Annotated in this window: 14 protein-coding genes; 8 read left to right on the forward strand and 6 right to left on the reverse strand. The window is 71.1% G+C overall.

Annotated features, from left to right (window positions below):
* Positions 1-30: 30 nt before the first annotated feature.
* Positions 31-879, forward strand: coding sequence for an ABC transporter permease (locus tag AC1UKG_RS22435; protein WP_482643058.1), 849 nt, complete (start codon positions 31-33; stop codon positions 877-879).
* Positions 880-935: 56 nt separating this feature from the next.
* Here AC1UKG_RS22435 and AC1UKG_RS22440 read toward each other — a convergent pair whose 3' ends face one another.
* On the reverse strand, positions 936-2,114 hold the full coding sequence (locus tag AC1UKG_RS22440) for an ABC transporter substrate-binding protein (protein ID WP_482643057.1): 1,179 nt from the start codon (positions 2,112-2,114) through the stop codon (positions 936-938).
* A gap of 223 nt (positions 2,115-2,337) precedes the next feature.
* Here AC1UKG_RS22440 and AC1UKG_RS22445 point away from each other — a divergent pair, with 223 nt between their 5' ends.
* From AC1UKG_RS22445 to AC1UKG_RS22465, 5 genes are all read left to right on the forward strand, one after another.
* Entirely contained in the window at positions 2,338-2,556 is a 219-nt protein-coding gene (locus AC1UKG_RS22445) for a hypothetical protein (RefSeq protein WP_155244510.1), read from the forward strand.
* Positions 2,553-5,654 carry a sensor histidine kinase gene (locus AC1UKG_RS22450; protein ID WP_482643230.1) on the forward strand — a complete coding sequence of 1,034 codons (3,102 nt, stop codon included), beginning with the start codon at positions 2,553-2,555 and terminating at the stop codon, positions 5,652-5,654. Before AC1UKG_RS22445 ends, AC1UKG_RS22450 begins: the two co-directional genes overlap by 4 nt.
* On the forward strand, positions 5,654-6,061 hold the full coding sequence (locus AC1UKG_RS22455) for a roadblock/LC7 domain-containing protein (RefSeq protein ID WP_012015079.1): 408 nt from the start codon (positions 5,654-5,656) through the stop codon (positions 6,059-6,061). Before AC1UKG_RS22450 ends, AC1UKG_RS22455 begins: the two co-directional genes overlap by 1 nt.
* A gap of 86 nt (positions 6,062-6,147) precedes the next feature.
* Positions 6,148-6,513, forward strand: coding sequence for a DUF742 domain-containing protein (locus AC1UKG_RS22460; RefSeq protein WP_018744631.1), 366 nt, complete (start codon positions 6,148-6,150; stop codon positions 6,511-6,513).
* Complete coding sequence (locus AC1UKG_RS22465) at positions 6,494-7,111, forward strand: ATP/GTP-binding protein (RefSeq protein ID WP_018744630.1); 618 nt, start codon at positions 6,494-6,496, stop codon at positions 7,109-7,111. Before AC1UKG_RS22460 ends, AC1UKG_RS22465 begins: the two co-directional genes overlap by 20 nt.
* An 88-nt stretch (positions 7,112-7,199) precedes the next feature.
* On the opposite strand, the gene AC1UKG_RS22470 is transcribed toward AC1UKG_RS22465, so the two are convergent.
* Genes AC1UKG_RS22470 through AC1UKG_RS22490 form a run of 5 tightly spaced genes read right to left on the reverse strand, consistent with a single transcriptional unit; the run spans position 7,200 to position 14,720 of the window.
* A complete protein-coding gene (locus tag AC1UKG_RS22470; protein ID WP_018744629.1) occupies positions 7,200-8,288 on the reverse strand; it encodes a uroporphyrinogen-III synthase in 1,089 nt (362 codons plus the stop codon).
* Positions 8,289-8,633: a nitrite reductase small subunit NirD gene (gene nirD, locus AC1UKG_RS22475; RefSeq protein ID WP_018744628.1), complete on the reverse strand. Its 345-nt coding sequence runs from the start codon at positions 8,631-8,633 to the stop codon at positions 8,289-8,291. It abuts the gene before it with no gap.
* Positions 8,630-11,143, reverse strand: a complete 2,514-nt coding sequence (gene nirB / locus AC1UKG_RS22480; RefSeq protein ID WP_026325373.1) for a nitrite reductase large subunit NirB — start codon at positions 11,141-11,143, stop codon at positions 8,630-8,632. The genes nirD and nirB overlap by 4 nt, the downstream gene beginning before the upstream one ends.
* On the reverse strand, positions 11,140-12,576 hold the full coding sequence (locus AC1UKG_RS22485; RefSeq protein WP_482643055.1) for an FAD-dependent oxidoreductase: 1,437 nt from the start codon (positions 12,574-12,576) through the stop codon (positions 11,140-11,142). Before AC1UKG_RS22485 ends, nirB begins: the two co-directional genes overlap by 4 nt.
* Positions 12,573-14,720, reverse strand: coding sequence for a molybdopterin oxidoreductase family protein (locus tag AC1UKG_RS22490; protein WP_482643054.1), 2,148 nt, complete (start codon positions 14,718-14,720; stop codon positions 12,573-12,575). The genes AC1UKG_RS22485 and AC1UKG_RS22490 overlap by 4 nt, the downstream gene beginning before the upstream one ends.
* A 121-nt stretch (positions 14,721-14,841) precedes the next feature.
* On the opposite strand from AC1UKG_RS22490, the gene AC1UKG_RS22495 reads away from it, so the two are divergent.
* Both AC1UKG_RS22495 and AC1UKG_RS22500 read left to right on the forward strand, forming a co-directional pair.
* Positions 14,842-15,099: a hypothetical protein gene (locus tag AC1UKG_RS22495; RefSeq protein ID WP_018744624.1), complete on the forward strand. Its 258-nt coding sequence runs from the start codon at positions 14,842-14,844 to the stop codon at positions 15,097-15,099.
* The gene (locus tag AC1UKG_RS22500) at positions 15,089-15,382 is read left to right on the forward strand and encodes a type II toxin-antitoxin system PemK/MazF family toxin (protein ID WP_018744623.1); all 294 of its coding nucleotides are present in this window, start codon (positions 15,089-15,091) and stop codon (positions 15,380-15,382) included. Before AC1UKG_RS22495 ends, AC1UKG_RS22500 begins: the two co-directional genes overlap by 11 nt.
* Positions 15,383-15,437 lie beyond the last annotated feature (55 nt).

The following is a 15,437-nucleotide window of genomic DNA, read 5'->3' on the forward strand; positions in this document are numbered from 1 at the left end:
GCTCGCAACCGGCAGGAAGGAGGGAAGGCTGTGACCGAGACCCGGACCCGCCTCGAAGGACCGTCGGCAGGGGTGGTGAGTCCGCCCGCGTCGGCCGCCCGCCGACGGCGGGCGATCCCGGTCGGGGCTGCCGGGCTTCCGTTCCTCGGACTGCTGATCGCACTGGCCTGTTGGTGGCTGGTCACCACCGGGTTCGGCCTTGTGCACCCGGCCGCCCTGCCGTCGCCGCAGGCCGTCGGGGCCTCGATGGTCGCGCAGAGCGGTGTGCTCCTGCCCGCACTCGGGATCACCACCTTGATGACGGTGGTGGGCTTTCTGCTCTCGGCGGCCGCCGGGGTGCTGATCGGGATTGCGCTGGCCGCGTCTCGACACCTCGAGCGGATGTTCGCGCCGCTGCTCGTCGCCGTCAACGCGGTGCCGAAGATCGCGCTTGGCCCGCTCCTCGTGGTGTCGTTCGGCTGGGGTGCGAAGCCGGTCCTGACGATGGTGTTCCTGCTCTGCTTCTTTCCGATCGTGCTCTCCACCGCGACTGGTCTGACGACCACCCCGGCAGACCTCGCCGAACTGGCGCGGTCGCTGCACGCCTCCTGGTGGCAGTCGTTCCGGAAGGTGCGCTTCCCGGGCGCGCTACCGCAGGTCTTCGTCGGCCTCAAGGTGGCTATGCCGCTGGCCGCCATCGGGGCGGTGATCGGGGAGTTCTACTCGGACCAGCCGGGCCTGGGCTACCAGATCCTGCAGTACAACGGGATTGGGGAGACCGCGACGGCGTGGGCGGCGATCGTGTTGATCGCCGCGATGAGCATCGGGCTCTACTCCGTGCTCTACCTCGTCGAACGCCTCGCCCTGCCCTGGGTTCGCGCGACCACGTCGGCTCGGTGACCCAGCCGGCATGACCGGGCCCGCCCGGCCCGGTGTCACCGGGCCGGGCCGAGGTGTCACCCGGCCAGATGCCAGCGGCCGTTGCGCACGACCAGAGTGGTCAGTGCCTGCGGCATGAGGCCGGAATGGTTGTCCGGAGTCAGGCGGATCGGACCCGAGAGACCGTCCAGCTGGGTGGTCTCCAGGACGTCCCGGATACCCTTCCGGTCGGGCTTGTCACCGCTGCTGCCGGACCGCACGGCGGCATCGGCGATGAGCTGGAGGGCGTCGGCGGCGAACGAGGACGAGCCGTGGTATCCGCCGAAACGGGCGGTGTAGTCCTGGAACCACTGGCGCCGGGCCGCCTTCGCCGGGGTGGTGGCGATCACGTCGTCGATCACCATGGTCTGGGTGAAGACCATCGTGGCGTTCTCCGCGGCCTGGGCCGTCGTACCGAGGAAGAGCTCGCCCGCGGCCGAGGCATCGAAGTAGAGCGCGCCCTGGAAGCCAGCCTTTCGGGCGGCGACCGCGGCGAGATCAGCCTGCTCGGCGCGGGCCCAGAGCACCAGTGCTTCGGGCTCGTCCTCAGTCAGCGCGGTGATCTGGCTGGAGACGTCGGTGTCGGTGGCACGGACGGTCTGCAAACCCCGGACCTCGATGTCGGCCTTGTCCAGCGCGGCCTCGAGGACGGTGAGCCCTTCTTCGCCGTAGGCGTCGTCGCTGCGCAGTACCCCCACCTCGCCGATCTTGTTGCGGTGAAGCTCGACGGCGAGGGCTTCGGCGCTGTCAGGTGCGCTCGGAGCCAGCTTGAACACGTACCGGCGCTCCGTTGCCGGGCTGGCGATGGCCTCGGCGGCGGCCAGCGCCACCATCGGCATCTGCTGCCCGTTGACGGTCTCCACCGCGCCCATCGCGCATTCGTTGCAACCGCCCATGACGATCGCGCTTACCTGGGGGTCGGTGCTGAAGTCGGTGACGTTGCGGAGGGACTCGCTCGCGTCGGAGCGGTTGTCCTTGACCCGGAGCTCGATCTGCCGTCCGTTCAGCGCGCCGGATGAGTTGAGCTGTTCGGCTTTGAGCTCGAGCGCCCGTTGGTAGGTCTGGCCTAGTGGCGCGCCGGGCCCGGACAGTTCTAGGTCGGCGGCGATGATGATCGGGCTGGTGTCTTGCTCCTCCGCGCCGAGCTGGCAGGCGGTGAGCGTGGCGGCCAGGACGGCCGAGGTGAGTGCCGCGGTTGCGGAGCGGATGGGGCTCAACGTTGTCCTCCAGGTACGGCACGGGAGCCGGCAGATCGTCCGTTTTTCGCTGGGAGGTCGATCACTTTTCCCGTACGGTGTGCGCGCAGCCTGGAAGACCTTGCCAATGTCGGGCCCCCGTGGTCAAGCGGGCGGGGTGGAGGCGTTTCGGGACGAAAATCTCACATGCTGGGGTGACGTAAAGTTTGCGCCTGACTACCATAGCGCATTGGTGGAGCAATGCGTGTCTACATTGCCTGTTCAGAGGGGTGTTGAATTGGTGGCATTTGTGGACTGTGGCATCGGCGGGCCCGCATCCAGTCCTTTTCGGCTCCAGCTCGACTTCCCAAATCCCGTCTCGTCTGATGAAATCGCGGCCGTGCCGCGCATGGTTTCACTTCTGCTGGACCAGACCTGGGTCGGCGGTTCAGGCGTGGATGAAATGACGGAGGCGATGTCGTGAGCACCGGACCGACGACCCTGCCCGCAAGCAGCGGCACTCAGCAGCCGAAGCGGCGCTGGCTGCCTCAGCTCCGCAATGCGCGAATCCGCTCGAAGCTGGCGCTGATCTTGGTCGTGCCGGTCGCCGCGGTCATCGCGCTGGCGACTGTTCGTCTGATCACGGTCGGCGAGGGTGCGTACGATGCCACCCGGGCCAAAGCGCTCACCGAACTCTCCGTCGACATCTCGGCCCTTACCCAGGACTTGCATACCGAACGAATGGCGGCTGCGGTCTATATCTCGTCGGCGGGAGAGGCGGAAGCAGCCGCTGACGCCTACAACCTGCGGGTGCGCAGCACCGACGAGCGGGTGCAGGCCTACCGGGAGGAGCGCGAGCTCTTCGACGAGTTGCCCACCGCTGTCAGCGACCGGGTGGCGGCTATCGACGGGCACCTCGAGACGCTGGACGCGATTCGACAGCAGGTGCTGGACCGTAACCAGATGGCGGTCGCCGAGTCGGCGTTGCGCTACGGCGTCATCCTGGCCGACCTGGTGGCCTACGGCGACGGCCTCGCCCAACTCCCTGGCGACGAGCGGTTGGCAGAGGCCCGGCGGGCGGTCGCGGCCTTCGCCCGGGCCAAGACAGCAGTCGCCGAGCAAGAATCCGTCGCCTACACCGCGTTGAGCGCCGGCGGCTTCGACGAGGAGCAGTACTCCTCCTTCGTGGCGACGTTGACCAGCCAGCAGGAGGCGCTACTCGCCTTCGCCCTCGCGGCGGAGCCGGGGCAACGCTCGTTCGTGGAGAACACCATCTCGGGCGACGCGGTCACGCTGTCGGACACCGTCGCCGTGGACATCGGCCGCTCGGTCGGACAGCAGTCCCTGGTGAGCGCGGAGGAGGCCAGCGCCGCCGTCGGTGCCGTCCACGACCTGATGCGGTGGACTGAGGCCCGGCTCCAGGCGGACCTGCTCGCCGATACCGAGCAGGACCGTTCGGACGTTCTCCGGCAGGCTGTCATCGAGTCACTACTGGTGCTCCTGACCCTGATCATCGCGGTCACCCTCGCCGTGGTGCTGGCCCGTTCGCTGAACCACTCGCTGCACCGGCTGCGGGAGGGTGCTCTCGCCGTGGCCAACCACGATCTGCCGGAAGCGGTACGTCGCCTGCAGAGCATGGAGGCGGTTGACGAGGGCGGGGTTGACGAGATCGTCCGGGAGATTCGGGATCCGATCCGGCTGGCCAACCAGGACGAGGTCGGTCAGGTCGCCGTCGCGTTCAACGTGGTGCACCGGGAGGCGGTCCGGGTGGCGGCGGAGCAGGCCGCGCTGCGGACCAGTGTCTCGGCGATGTTCCTCAACCTGGCCCGGCGGAGCCAGACGCTGGTTGACCGCATGATCGGGGAACTGGACGCGATCGAGCGTGGTGAGGAGGACCCGAAGCGGCTGGCCCGACTCTTCGAACTGGACCACCTGGCCACCCGAATGCGCCGCAACGACGAGAACCTGCTGGTCCTCGCTGGAGCCGACTCGACCGCACCCCGGCAGGAGGACGCTCTCCTGGTGGACGTGCTGCGGGCCGCGCAGTCCGAGGTCGAGCTCTACAACCGGATTGAGTTCGGCACCGTTGACACCGACGTGTCGGTGGCCGCCCACGTGGTCAACGACGCGGTCCGGCTCGTCGCCGAACTGCTCGACAACGCCACCCGCTTCTCGCCGCCGAATACCACCGTGGTCGCTGACGGGCGGCGGATTCGCGACTACGTGCTCATCCAGGTCGAGGATCGTGGTCTCGGCCTCTCCGACGAGCAGCTGGAATCGCTCAACCGGCGGCTGACGGAGCCGCAGAGCGTCGATGTCGCGACGTTCCGGCTGATGGGCCTCGCCGTGGTGAGCCGGCTCGCTGAGCGGCACAGCATTCGGGTCGAGCTGCGCCGCAACGTTGAGGGGGGCATCGTCGCCCAGGTGACCCTGCCGACGGCTGCGGTTGTGCTGCCCGTCGGGCGGGGGCCAGCCCCGCTCACCCGACCTCGCCAGCCGCTCGCGGTGGAGCCGGGCCCGTCAGCCTCGGTCGGCTTTGGTGACCCGGTGGCCGTAGCCACGAGCGCCGCTACCCTGCCGGAGCAGCGGCAGCCCGAGCCGACCCCGTGGCCGGCGCCGGCGGTTACCAGCGTGGTGCCGTACCAGACCGTCGGGGCCACCGGGACCGAACCCAGCCTCAGCGCCGCCGGCGGTCTGGGTGCAGCGCCCACCACGTCGTACCCACTGCCCCAACGGACCCCCACGGGTGAGTCGTCCGTGGCGACTGCGGCCTTCCCCACCGTGGCCGCTACCCCGCCATCACCAGTCGAGCCGCCAGCCAGCACGCTTGGCACTGACAGCACGCTGACCGGCGGGCTCGGCGCGGATTTGGCCGCCACCGCATCGATCGATGCCGCACCTTCGTCCGTGCCGCCGGCGCCTCCGCCGGCGGAGGCGCCGATCTTCCGGGAGATGGAGGCGGTCTGGTTCCGGACGCACGGCAACGATGCGACCGCCATCTTCACCCGGCCGGACTTCGACAAAGCAGCCCCGGACCCGTCCGCGACGGCGAGCTCCCCAGTCGAGCCGCAGCTACCCACCCGGGTGCCCGGAACGATGATGACCCCGCCGGCCGCCACCCCCGCGCCGTCGTATTCCGCCGCTCCTGCTCCCGCTGCTGCTTCGGCCCCCGCCGGACCGCCGCCCGCCGTGTCGCCGATCAGCGTGCCGCCGCCCGCCGTGCCGCCGATCAACGAGCCGCCGATCAACGAGCCGACGGCCAGCGACCCGCCAGGGTCGCCGAGTGCCTCCGGAACTCCGGCCGGCGGTGGCAATGCGTGGCGCACGATCGCGGATGAGGGTTGGAGCCGGGCCACCCAGGCTGCCGAGCCGACCAACGGTGGTATCACCCGTTCCGGGCTGCCGAAGCGGGTGCCAAAGGCCCAACTCGTTCCCGGTGGTATCGAGCCCCGGACCCGGGAACGGACCCGCCGGACGCCGGACACTGTCCGCGGCCTGCTGTCGGCGTATCACCGTGGCGTGCAGCGCGGCCGTTCGGCCGGGTCGGACCCCAACAGCACCTCGAGCAAGGAGACGAGCTGATGAACAGGCCAGCGACCATGCAGGACATGGGTTGGCTGCTCAGTAACTTCGCCGACAGCGTGGCGGGCATCGCTCACGTGGTCGCGGTGTCCGCCGACGGGCTACTGCTCGCCTCGTCCCGGGATCTGCCCGCGGACCGCGCAGATCAGCTCGCGGCGATCACCTCCGGAGTGGTGAGCCTGACCGACGGTGCGTCCCGCATGTTCAGCGCCGGCGGGGTGCTTCAGACGGTCATCGAGATGGACAGCGGATACCTCTTCCTGATGTCGATCAGTGACGGTTCGTCTATGGCGGTACTCGCTGCCCGCAGCTGCGACGTCGGGCAGGTCGGCTATGAGATGGCGCTCCTGGTGGAACGGGTCGGTGCCGCACTGGTGCCGTTGCCCCGGGACGCGGTGTCTTCATGATCATTAGGCTCCGGACAGCGCCGCCCGAGGAGAGTAGATCCGGCGCCGAAGGGGCACCGATCGGGCGAGAGGGGAGGTGACAGCGGATGGAAGGCCGGCGGACCGAACCGCGTGGGGAACTGGTGCGCCCGTATGCGGTCACTCGGGGCCGGACCGAGCCGCAGCAGGACATCACCCTGGAGGCGGTGCTGTCCGCGAGCGCCACGGCGGCCGCCGAGTCACGTTTCGCGGGGCACGACAAGCACCGCATCGCGACGATCTGTGAGGGCCGGGCGCAGTCGTTGGCGGAGATCGCCGCCTACACCCGGATGCCCCTCGGCGTTACCCGGGTACTGGTGGCCGACATGGTGGCCGAGGGCTTGCTGACGCTACACACTGCCGCTCCCACGATGGGGTTTGTGGAGCGGATGAACCTGCTTGGAAGGGTGCTAAGTGGACTTCGCGAACTATGACCCCGCCAGGGCGAGCCGGGAGATCATCTCCGCGAAGATCGTCGTCGCGGGGGGCTTCGGCGTCGGAAAGACGACGTTGGTGGGGGCGATCTCGGAGATCACACCGCTGACCACCGAGGCGATCATGACCGCAGCCGGTGTCGGCATCGACGATCCGTCCAAAGTGCCGGGCAAAGAGACGACGACCGTCGCCATGGACTTCGGCCGGATCACCATGGCGCAGGATCTGATCCTGTACCTGTTCGGCACGCCCGGCCAGACCCGCTTCTGGTTCATGTGGGACGAGATCATTCGTGGTGCGGTCGGCGCGGCCGTCCTGGTGGACACCCGCCGGATCACCGATGCCTTCGCCCCGCTGGACTACTTCGAGAACCGTAAACTGCCGTACGTGGTCGCGCTCAACCGGTTCGACGGGGCCCCCCACTACGAGTTGGCCGAGGTGCGCGAGGCGCTCGCCATCCCGGCGGACGTGCCGCTCGTGCTGACCGATGCGCGTAGCCGGGAGTCGGTCAAGCAGGTGCTGGTGACCGTCGTCGAGCACGCCATGAGCCGCCTGCAGGCCGAGCATGATCGCGGTTTCCCGACTCCGGTCGGGTGAGCCGACGCCGGTGACCGGCACCCCCGGCATCGGCCCGTGGCCGCGGCCCGCCAACTAACTGACGGGCCGCGGCTACGGCGGCTACGCATCAGTCGACCCGGAGGCGGTAGCCGCGCTTCACCACCGTCTGCACCGCCCGGGGAGCCTTCAGCCCGGCGCGCAACCGCGCCACCGCCATCTCCACCGCGTGTTCGTCGGCCCCACGCGGCAACGTCCGGAGCAGCGCCGCCCGGGACAGGACCCGCCCCGGGGACGCCGCCAGCGTCCGCAGCACCGCCATCGGGGCCGGGGCCAGCGGTCGCAGCTCACCATCGACCACGGCGGCGTGCCCGCGCAGGGTGAGGAGGTGGCCGGCGGCGTTCAAGGTGACCGCGCGCCGCGGCAACTCCGCAACGATCGTTCGGACCAGTGCGCCCAGCCGGGCCCGCTCGGGAGCGCTGACCGGTACCCCCCGTCGCCGCAGCGGCTCCGCGGTCACCGTCCCCACGCAACTCGCCAGCACCGCACCCCGAAACGCGTCGAGTACCCGGTCGATCCGGTCTCCGGCGGCGTGGAGCAACGCCTCGGCGGCCGGTGCCGAGGTGAACGTCACCGCGTCCACCATCCGGTCGGCGACCAGGTCGATCAGCCGATGCAGTGGTGTCGGGTCGGTCGGCGGTGCCCAGCGATAGACCGGGATCGTGATCACGGTCGCGCCGGCTGCCGCCAGCGCCCTCGTGCACTCGGGTTGCGCTCCGCCGTGCAGCTGCATGGCGACCACCTGGCCGGCCACACCCCGGTCACGCAGGTGCTCCACCACCTCGGTGCAGCTCTCCGAGGCGGGCGACCACTGATCGTGCAGGCCGGCGGCCCGGATCGCGCCGCGGGCCTTCGGCCCGCGGGCCACCACGTATGCTCCGCGCAGCGCCACGCGCAGCGGCTCAGCCAGCCCCCAGCCCTCGGCCGCCTCCAGCCAGCCGCGCATCCCGATCCCCGTGTCGGCCATCAGGACATCCGGTGGTCGATCGAGGCAGGCCCGCGTCGCCGCCCGCAGCTCGGTGTCGTCGGCGAGTGGCACGATCCGCAGGGCAGGCGCGAAGACCACCCGCGCCCCGTACCGCTGGAGTAGCGCCGCCAATTCGTCCCGACGCCGGTCGGCGGTCACCCCGACGGTGAAGCCGGCCAGTTCGTCGCGCATCTACGCCTCCTCTCGCAGCCGTACCTCGACCAGTCCGGCCCGGCACCGCACCTCGTGCCACCGGACCGCGACGCCCGGTAGGTCCAGGCAGGCTCCGGTCCGCAGGTCGTATGCCTGTTTGTGTAGTGGGGAGGCGACTGTCGGCACCCCGTCTCGGCTGCCCACGATTCCGCGCGAGAGCACGTACACATCGGTGACCGGGTCCCGGTTGTCGATGGCGAAGAGGTCGGCGGCGGTACGGAACAGCGCCACCTGGACGCCGTCGACGAGCGCTGCCACCCCGCGACCCGGGTCCAGGCGGGTCAGTGGACAGACCGCCGTCCACCCCCGCGGCTGGCCGGTCATCGCCGCACCTGCGGCGTGCCCAGCCCGACCGGCTGTCGGTTTCCGGTCTCCCCGGCCTGCACCGGTATCCGTTGTCCACGTTCCTCGGTGAACCGGATGGAGGGGTCGGGCACCTGGGGAGCGTTGACGAACGAGGTGAACCGGTCCAGCCGGGCCGGATCCTCGAGGACGTCGCGCCACTCGTCGGAGTACGACCCCACGTGCCGCGCCATCGCCGTGTCCAGCTCGGCGCAGAGCCCGAGCGAGTCGCCCACGATGACCGCGTTGAGGTGCGCCAGGCCGCCGTCCATCGCCTCGATCCAGGCGGCGGTACGTTGCAGTCGGTCCGCGGTGCGGATGTAGTACATCAGGAACCGGTCGACCAGCCGTATCAGCGCCTCGGTCGTCAGGTCGGTGGCGAAGAGGTCGGCGTGTCGGGGCCGGAAGCCGCCGTTGCCCCCGACGTAGAGGTTCCAGCCGGCGTCGGTGGCGATGATGCCGAAGTCCTTGCCGCGCGCCTCGGCGCACTCCCGGGCGCAGCCGGAGACCGCTGCTTTGATCTTGTGGGGGGCGCGGAGCCCGCGGTAGCGCAGCTCCAGCGCGATGGCCAACCCGACCGAGTCCTGCACCCCGTACCGGCACCAGGTGGACCCGACGCACGACTTCACCGTCCGCAGTGCCTTGCCGTACGCGTGGCCGGACTCGAAGCCCGCGTTGACCAGCCGGCGCCAGATCTGCGGTAACTGCTCCACCCGGGCGCCGAGCAGGTCGATGCGCTGCCCGCCGGTAATCTTCGTGTAGAGCGCGAAGTCCCGGGCCACCTCGCCGAGCACAATCAGCTTCTCCGGGGTGATCTCGCCGCCGGGGATGCGGGGCACGACCGAGTAGCTGCCGTCCCGCTGCAGGTTGGCCAGGAAGTGGTCATTGGTGTCCTGTAGCGACGCCCGCTCGCCGTCGAGGAGGTGCCCGGTGCCGAGGGAGGCCAGGATCGACGCCACCACCGGCTTGCAGATGTCACAGCCATCGCCTCGGCCGTGCTCGGCGATCAGGCTGGAGAAGGTGCGGATCTCCCGGACCCGGATGAGGTCGAAGAGCTCCTGGCGGCTCACCTCGAAGTGTTCGCAGAGCCCGCGGGGCTGCCCAACTCCGGCGGCGTCGAGTAGCTGCCGGAGCATCGGTACGCAGGAGCCACAGCTGGTGCCGGCCCGGGTGCACGCCTTGAGCGTCGGCACGTCGGTCGCACCGCCGGCGATCGCCGCGTCCAGGTCGGCGCGGGTCACCGCGTTGCAGGAGCAAACCTGTGCGGAACCGGGGAGCGCCGCTGCCCCGGCGCCCGCACCGGCCGGGGCCAGCAGCGCGAGCGGCGCGGCGGGCAGCGCCTGACCGACGCTGGCCCGCAACGTCGGGTACGCGTCGGCGTCGCCGACCAGTACGCCCCCGAGCAGCGTCTGCGCGTCGTCGGAGAGGACCAGCTTCGCGTAGACCCGGGTGGCCGGATCGGTGAAGGTCACGTCGAGACAACCCGGGGTGGTGCCGTGGGCGTCGCCGAAGGAGGCGACGTCCACGCCGAGTAGCTTCAGCTTGGTGGCGGTGTCCGCGTCGGGGACGGTGGCCGCCCCACCGACGAGTCGGTCGGCCACCGTCTCCGCCATCGCGTAGCCGGGGCCGACCAGACCGTGGCAGGTGCCGTCCACGGCCGCGCACTCGCCGACCGCCCAGATCCGCTCGTCGGCACTGCGGCAGGTGTGGTCGACCAGCACCCCGCCGTGGCGGCCGAGGGGCAGGCCGGCGGCGCGGGCCAGCTCGTCCCGGGGGCGGATACCGGCCGCCACGACGACCAGGTCGGCGTCCACGCGACCGCCGTCGGCCAGCTCCAGCTGGGCCACCGAGCCGTCCGGACCGGGGTGCAGCGCGCTGGTGGCGACCCCGAGGTGGCAGGCGACGTCCAGCTCCTCGACATAGCGACGCAGCAGCGCCCCGCCGGCGGTGTCCACCTGCACCGGCATCAGCCGCGGTGCGAACTCCACGACGCTGGTGGCGAGCCCGAGCAGCCGCAGCGCGTTCGCCGCCTCCAGGCCGAGCAGCCCACCGCCGATCACCGCGCCCCGCCGGCGGCCCCGGGCGTGCGCGCGGATCGCGGCCAGGTCGTCCAGGGTGCGATAGGTGAAGACGCCCGGCAGGTCGACGCCGTCGATCGGCGGCACGAAGGGGTACGAGCCGGTGGCCAACACCAGTGCGTCGTACGGGTACTCACCGGCGGTCGTCGCGACGACGCGTCGGGCCCGGTCGATCGCGGTGACCGACGTACCGAGCCGGAGCTGTACCTGCGGATCCGGGGTGTGCAGGTTCAGCTCATCCGCGGCCACCCCGTCGAAGAGGGCGGAGAGGCGCACCCGGTCGTACGCGGGCCGGGGCTCCTCGCCGAGCACGGTCACCCGCCATCGACCGTCGCTGTCGCGGGCGCGTAACGCGTCCACGAACCGCTGCCCGACCATACCGTTGCCGACGACGACCAGTCGGCCTTTCCTCATCGTTGCACCTCCACAGATTCCACGGTGGAAAGCCAGTCGGTGATGCCGGCGACCGCGTCCCGGCAGGAGCCGCAGCCCGTACCGGCACGGGTGGCCGCCACCACCTCGTCGACCGTCCGCGCCCCGCGGCGCCAACTCTCCACCAACGTTCCTTTGTCGACGTTGTTGCAGTGGCAGACCGTCGCCGTAGCCGGCATCAGCGCCGGTGTCGTGGCTGGTTCCGCCGGTCCCGTGCCGAGTGCCCGGCCGAGCAGCAGCGACCGCCGGTCGCTGGGCACCGGCTGTCCCCGGTCGAAGAGCTGGATGACCGTACCGACGGAGGGGTTGTCGCCCACCAGGATCGCGGCGGTCAGCCGTTGTTGGTTGATTCGTAGCCGGGCGTACGTGCCACTGGCCGGGTCGGTGAAGGTCAGCTCCTCACCGGGGCCGTCGCCGGGGTCACCCATCGCCGCCAGGTCGATGCCGGCGGTCTTGAGCCGGGTCACCACCGGCCTCGGCCGGTATCGGGCCGACGGGTCCGCGCCGCTGAGCACCTGTGCCAGCACCCGTGCCTGCGCCCAGGCCGGGGCCACCAGGCCGGTCAGGGTGTCGCCGTGCTGGGCGCAGTCGCCGATGGCCGAGATGCGCCGGTCGCTGGTGCGTAGCTGGTCGTCGACGAGGACCCCCCGCCCTACGGCCAGGTTGGCGGCCGTGGCGAGCGCGGTGTCCGGGCGTACGCCGCAGGCGAGCACCAGCAGGTCGGCGGCGAACGACCGACCGTCGGCCAGCTCGAGGCGGACGCCGTGGGAGTCAGCGAGCACGGCGGTGGCCGGTACGGCTAGCTGGGTGGCTACCCCGAGGTCGGCGAGGGTACGGGCGAGCACGGCCGCCGCGGCCGGGTCGAGTTGCCGCTCCATCAGGTACGGCACCGGGTGCACCACCGTCACCTCGAGCCCGCGGCCGGCGAGCCCGCGGGCCGCCTCCAGACCGAGTAGCCCGCCGCCGAGCACCAGCACGCGGCGGGCCCGGTCAGCAACCGCGAGGATGCGGCGGCAGTCATCCAGGGTGCGAAACGGCACCACCCGCTCTGGCAGTTCCCTGCCGGTCAGCCCGGTCAGTGGGGGGACGACGGCGCGGCTACCGGTGGCCAGGACCAGGTGGTCGTAGTGGATCCGGTCGCCCCGGTCGGTGCGGACCGCACGGTCCTCGCGGTCGATCGCGGTAACGCAGACCCCGGTGTGCAGGTCGACTCCGTGTCCGGCGGCCTCGGCCAGCTGTACGTCCGGCTCCCCGATCGCTCCAGCCAGCAGGGTGGAGAGCATGATCCGATTGTATGCCCTGTGCGGTTCTGTCCCGAATACGGTTATCTTGCGGTCCCCGCCGCGTGCGGAGAGCTCACTGGCGAGACGGGTGCCGGCCATTCCGTTGCCGATGATGACGATTCGGTCGGTCACGTCGCCGCCACCTTCTCCACTCGGACCGCACAGATCTTGAATTCCGGCATCCCGGAGATCGGGTCGACGGCGTCGTTGGTGACCGTGTTGGCGCGGGCGATGCCGCCCCAGTGGAACGGGGCGAAGACGGTGTCCGGTCGAATCGCCGGGCTGAGCCGGGCCGGTGCGATCAGTTCGCCTCGGCGGGAGCGCACCCGGACCGGTTCGCCGTCGGCCACGCCCAGCCGGTCGGCCACGTCCGGATGCAGTTCGATGAAGGCCGCTGGTGCGGCCCGGCGCAGTGCGGGCACCCGGCGGGTCTGAGTTCCGGACTGGTACTGGGCGAGCACCCGTCCGGTGGTGAAGTGCAGCGGATAGGTCGCGCACACCTGCTCCGCGGCGGGTCGGTGCTGCACGGCGTGGAATCGGGCGCGCCCGTCGGGGGTGGGAAACCGGTCGGCGAAGAGTCGAGGAGTGTCCGGCCGGTCGAGCTCCGGGCAGGGCCAGAACACGCCCTCCTGCGCGTCGATCCGCTCCCAGCTGATCCCGGCGTAGTCGGCGAGCCCGCCGGCCGAAGCCGCTCGGAGCTCCTCGAACACCACCTCTGGCTCGGGCGAGAGCGCGGGCCCTCGGTCCTGGCCGGCCGGGCGCCCGGGGTCCTGCTCCAGCGCCGTGGCGAGGGCGGCGAGGAGTTCCAGGTCGGTGCGGACACCGGGCGGTGGTGTGCGGAGCGCCCGCCGGCGCAGGACCCGTCCCTCCAGGTTGGTCATGGTGCCGTCCTCCTCGGCCCACTGCGCGGTCGGCAGCACCACGTCGGCGAGGGCCGCCGTCTCGGAGCGCAGGAAGTCGACGACCACCAGCAGGTCGAGGTCGTGCAGGCGGCCCTCGATCCGGGCCGCCCGTGGCGCGGAGACCACCGGGTTGGAGCCGAACACCAGCAGCGCCTTCGGCCCGTCCGGGGTGCCGAGCGAGTCCAGTAGCCGGTACGCGGGCACCCCGGGCCCCGGTATGTCCTCCGCCGGTACCCCCCAGACCGCGGCGACGTGCTCGCGGTCGGCGGGGTTGTCGATGCGGCGGTAGCCGGGAAGCTGGTCGGCCTTCTGACCGTGTTCCCGGCCGCCCTGGCCGTTGCCCTGTCCGGTCAGGCAGCCGTAACCGGAGCCGGGGCGGCCGGGCAGGCCGAGGGCGAGGGCCAGGTTCACGTACCCGGTGACGGTGTCGACGCCCTTGGCGTGTTGCTCGGCGCCGCGGGCGGTGAGGATGATCGCCCGGCGGGCGCCGCCCAGGGCCCGCGCGGTCGTCTCGAGATCGGCCACCGACACCCCGGACAGCGCCTCGGCGCGGGCGGGCCACCACTCCGCCACCGCCCGGCGGACGTCGTCGAAGCCGGTGGTGCGTCCGGCGACGTAGCTGTGGTCCACGAACCCCTCGACGAGCGCGATGTGCAGCAGCGCGTTGGCCACCGCCAGGTCGGTGCCGGGCAGCGGCTGTAGGTGTAGGTCGGCCTGGCGGGCGGTGGCGGTGACGCGCGGATCTATCACGATCAGCCGCCCTCCTCGGCGACGTTGCTCGGTCAGCCAGCGCACCAGTGGGGGCATCGTCTCGGCCGGGTTCGCGCCGACCAGCAGCAGGGTGTCGGCGGTGCCCAGGTCGGCCAGGGGGAAGGGGAGACCCCGGTCGACACCGAAGGCGCGCATCCCGGCGGCAGCCGCCGACGACATGCAGAACCGCCCGTTGTAGTCGATGTGTCGGGTCCGGAGCACCACCCGGGCGAACTTGCCCAGCGCGTACGCCTTCTCGTTGGTGAGGCCACCGCCGCCGAAGACGGCGACCGCGTCCCGCCCGTGGTTGGCCTGGACGGTACGGATGCCCGTGACGATTCGGTCCAGTGCCGCGTCCCAGCTCGCCGGGCGCAGCTCGCCGCTGGCGGGGTCGCGGAGCAGTGCGGTGGTGAGGCGATCCGGGTGGTCGAGTAGCTCGGCGGCGGTCCAGCCCTTCTGGCAGAGCCCGCCCTGGTTGGTGGGGAACCAGCGGGGGAGGACGGCCACCTCGCCGTCCGCCTCGCGCAGGGTCATGCCGCACTGGAGAGCGCAGTACGGGCAGTGCGTCGCCGCCTCGATGTGGGGTTGTCCGGCCGCGGTAGCGGGGCGCGTACCGTCTGTCATGCCGGTGAAGCGTGCCGGTAGGGGGTTTCCGGCCCGGTTCCCGCGTGTTTCGGTCCGGTCAAGTCGGGCGCACCGCCTCGGCGGGCTGACTGATGGTCCCACCCCTGGGTAGGCTGCCGGCATGACTGCCAAGGTGACCCTGTCGTTCGCTGACGAGACGATCGAGCAGGCCCGGTGGTTCGCCCGACGCGAGGGGCTCTCCCTGTCTGCCTGGATGGACCAGGCCGCCCGGGAGAAGGCGCTGCGGGCGCTCTTCTCTGCCCACGCTGACGCGGTCAGTCGGGCCGGTCTCGACTGGGAGGCCGCCGCGCTCGCGGACGCCCACGAGGTGGGGCTCGTTGACGACCTGCTCCGCAGCGGCCGTCCGCGTGCTGCGTAGGGGCGAGGTCTGGCGGATCTCGGGGGCCCGGGAACGGCTGGGGTTGGTGGTCAGCTCCGACGTCTACAACTCCACCGCAGTGCCGATTGTGATCGTGGCGGAGGTGGTGGAGACGGCGCTACTGCGGGACTCTCCCCTCGCGGTGTCGATGGGTGGGCGGGTGGTGATGCCGGACCGGCTCTCCTCGCCGATGAAGCAGTGGTTCTCCGAGTGTGTGGACGTGGCCGACCACGAGGTCATGCGCTCGGTCGGTCGGGCCTTGCGCATCCTGCAACAGCTCTAGTAGTGCTTTGTTAGGTTGGCGTGTCGTTGAGTCGTCTGAGTGGTTCAGGGTAGTT

Source organism: Salinispora sp. CH2A1_6 (genome assembly GCF_056820975.1).

Excerpts from the sequence above, each read along its gene's own strand:
- AC1UKG_RS22490 (WP_482643054.1), bottom strand. The coding sequence starts at position 14,720 with ATGACAGACGGTACGCGCCCCGCTACCGCGGCCGGACAACCCCACATC.
- nirB (WP_026325373.1), bottom strand. The coding sequence starts at position 11,143 with ATGAGGAAAGGCCGACTGGTCGTCGTCGGCAACGGTATGGTCGGGCAG.
- AC1UKG_RS22495 (WP_018744624.1), top strand. The coding sequence starts at position 14,842 with ATGACTGCCAAGGTGACCCTGTCGTTCGCTGACGAGACGATCGAGCAG.
- AC1UKG_RS22470 (WP_018744629.1), bottom strand. The coding sequence starts at position 8,288 with ATGCGCGACGAACTGGCCGGCTTCACCGTCGGGGTGACCGCCGACCGG.
- AC1UKG_RS22460 (WP_018744631.1), top strand. The coding sequence starts at position 6,148 with ATGGAAGGCCGGCGGACCGAACCGCGTGGGGAACTGGTGCGCCCGTAT.
- AC1UKG_RS22455 (WP_012015079.1), top strand. The coding sequence starts at position 5,654 with ATGAACAGGCCAGCGACCATGCAGGACATGGGTTGGCTGCTCAGTAAC.
- nirD (WP_018744628.1), bottom strand. The coding sequence starts at position 8,633 with ATGACCGGCCAGCCGCGGGGGTGGACGGCGGTCTGTCCACTGACCCGC.